The organism is Deltaproteobacteria bacterium (genome assembly GCA_009930495.1).
Taxonomy (GTDB): Bacteria; Desulfobacterota; Desulfovibrionia; order Desulfovibrionales; family Desulfomicrobiaceae; genus Desulfomicrobium.
The window spans coordinates 1-2828 of sequence record RZYB01000257.1; the positions used below are offsets into that span (position 1 = coordinate 1).

Annotated in this window: 2 protein-coding genes; one reads left to right on the forward strand and one right to left on the reverse strand. The window is 65.5% G+C overall.

All coding sequences use genetic code 11. The features are described from left to right. A partial coding sequence (locus tag EOL86_13415) for an ATP-binding cassette domain-containing protein (GenBank protein NCD26574.1) occupies positions 1–1281 on the forward strand: 1281 nt, incomplete at its 5' end. 119 nt (positions 1282–1400) lie between these two features. Here EOL86_13415 and EOL86_13420 read toward each other — a convergent pair. Beyond that, on the reverse strand, positions 1401–2600 hold the full coding sequence (locus tag EOL86_13420; protein ID NCD26575.1) for a hypothetical protein: 1200 nt from the start codon (positions 2598–2600) through the stop codon (positions 1401–1403). Positions 2601–2828 lie beyond the last annotated feature (228 nt).

Consider the following 2828-nt stretch of genomic DNA (forward strand, 5'->3'; position numbering starts at 1 on the left):
GTTCTGGACGAACCGAGCATCGGCCTGCATCCGCGTGACAACCAGCGCCTCATCAACACCCTGCGCCAACTCCAGGGCCGGGGCAACACGGTGCTGGTGGTGGAACACGACGAACCGACCATCCGCGCCGCCGATCATGTCCTGGAACTGGGACCGGGATCGGGCTTTCTGGGCGGAGAATTGGTCTTTTCCGGATCGTCCCAAGAACTTGTCGAAAAATCCCAATCCCTGACCGGCAAATACCTTCGCGGCGAACTGCGCATCCCGCGCCCGGCCAGCCGCCGCGCCTCGGACCTGGCCATCACCCTGCGCGGAGTGACCACCAACAACCTGCGCGACATCGACGCCGTCTTCCCCCTGGGCAGCCTGGTCTGCGTCACCGGCGTGTCCGGCTCGGGCAAAAGCTCCCTGGTCATGGACAGCCTGTACAAGCATCTGGCCCTGGCCCAGGGCCTCAAGGTCGACGCGCCGGGAAACATCAAGGGCATCGAGGGCGCGGAGGCCGTGGAAAAAATCATCTCCATCGACCAGAGCCCCATTGGTCGCACGCCCCGCTCCAACCCGGCCACCTACACCAAGATCTTCGACGAGATCCGGGCCATCTTCGCCGGCAGCCATGACGCCAAAAAACGCGGCTACACCGTCGGCCGATTCAGCTTCAACGTGCGCGGCGGCCGCTGCGAGGCCTGTCAGGGCGACGGCCAGATCCGGGTCGAGATGCACTTTTTGCCGGACGTCTTCGTCACCTGCGAGGTCTGCGGCGGCAAGCGCTACAACCGCGAAACCCTGGACATTTTGTACCGGGACAAGTCCATCGCCGACGTGCTGGACATGACCGTGAGCGAGGCGCGGGCGTTCTTCGCCAACCATTCCGCCCTGGAGCGCAAACTCGGCGTGCTGGAGGACGTGGGTCTGGAATACATCCGCCTCGGCCAGCCGGCCACGACCCTGTCCGGCGGCGAAGCCCAACGCATCAAGCTCTCCCGCGAACTGGGCAAACGCAGCCTGCCCGGCACGCTCTACATCCTGGACGAGCCGACCACGGGCCTGCACATGCACGAGGTCGGCAAGCTCATCACCGTCCTGCACACCCTGGTCGACAAGGGGGCCTCGGTCATCGTCATCGAGCACAACCTGGACGTGGTCGCGGCGGCCGATCACGTCATCGACCTCGGCCCCGGCGGCGGCGACAACGGCGGCGTCATCGTGGCCCAGGGCACGCCGGAAGAACTGAAAATCAATCCCGGCTCGGTCACGGGGCCGTTTTTGGAGCTGGGATGACCGACACCCGCTGGGGCATGCGGCCCGATCTTCCCAAGACGCTGATGCCGGCCAAACGCCAAGTGGCGGAGTTCGTCTGCGACGCCGTCAACCTGGAAGGCATCCCCTTCAAGGCCGGGTCAAAATCCCAAACTTTCCCCGTCGAAATCGTCCAGCGGGACAAGCATGAGCCAGGGCCGCTCCTCGCGTTGATCCAGGATGGCTCCGGCCAGGACCAAGGTCCGGCCAGCCACGAGCAGGGCCTGTCCTCGACGGTTGGGCAGATCCAGCATGGTCGCGGGCCGCTCGACGCGGGTCGGATTGGCGTCCACCAGGGGCTGGACACGGACCGTGTCCCCCGCCGGCGATGTCAGATTGAGACCGAGCACAGTCGGGCCGGGTTCGGCGTGGGCCACGCCGAAAGCATCGGTATCCCGCTCGTCGAGGACGACATCGAACCGCCGAATGCCGTCCCGCATGATCCGGGCGGCTCCGGCACGCACCGGCCCGGCCGAGGCGCCGTCGGTCCAGGCCGCGAGCAGGCTTGGCCCGGTCACGGACAGAACCATGGCGCTGCCCTCGGAAGAAGGAACAGGCATGTCCAATGGCGTGTACTTCGCGTCGAAATACAAGGCAAAGGGCTGGGAACCGCCCTGACGGACAGGGGACGTTCCGGCGAGCACAAAACCACCAGACCGGAGGGCGGCGTTCATGCCAGCGACCGGCGGCAACTGATGCAACGTTCCTGGCACGCCCAAAGGCATGGGTTCCTTGGGACCGGACCAGATTTCCCGTCCCTGGCCGTCCAACCGGGCCAGTCTGATCTCCGGGCCGCGTGCCGTTGTTCTGCCCATGGCCACCAAACAGCCGCCGTCATCCAGGGCGACCACGCCCGAAGCGAAATCGTCATCAGCTCCGCCCAAATGCTTTTGCCAAAGCTGCTCGCCCTTGGTTCCGACACGCACGATCCAGGCGTCCGCTCCGCCCTGGCCAAACGACTCGCTCGTGCCGACCAGAAAAGCGCCGTCGGCAACTGGCGCAACAGCCGCGAAACTCTCCCGACCGTCGCCACCATACGTTCGGGCCCAGAGCACCTGGCCTCTGGCGGCAACCATGGCGGCCAGACCTTCTAGGTGAGGCTCATCGCCCGGTTCGGCATTGTCCGGCATGACCAGGGCTTCCCCGGCCACCAGGAATGCGCCGTCCGGCGTGCTCCGCACCGCCGCAAGTCGGCCCGATCCGTCAAATACCGCAATTTCCTGCGCCAAGGCCCCGGCCGCGACCAAGAGCCCCATGACCAGCGCGAGCGCTCCCGATGCTCTTGCAATCCAATTCCCCATGTGCATAGCCCCTGTCCGGATTCTGTTTCACGACACCTGGGAGCGCGGCCAGCTTGGCCGCTCCCGTGCGGGCGAGGCTCCCACGCGTCAAGGATACCTCAAAAAAAAGTATCCGTCTGAAAATGCGCCCACCCCAAAAACAAACCGCGCCTCCCCGACCGGGATGACGCGGCGCGTGACTCCTTACAGCCTATTTCAGTCCCTCCAGATCCAGCCCCTCCACGATGG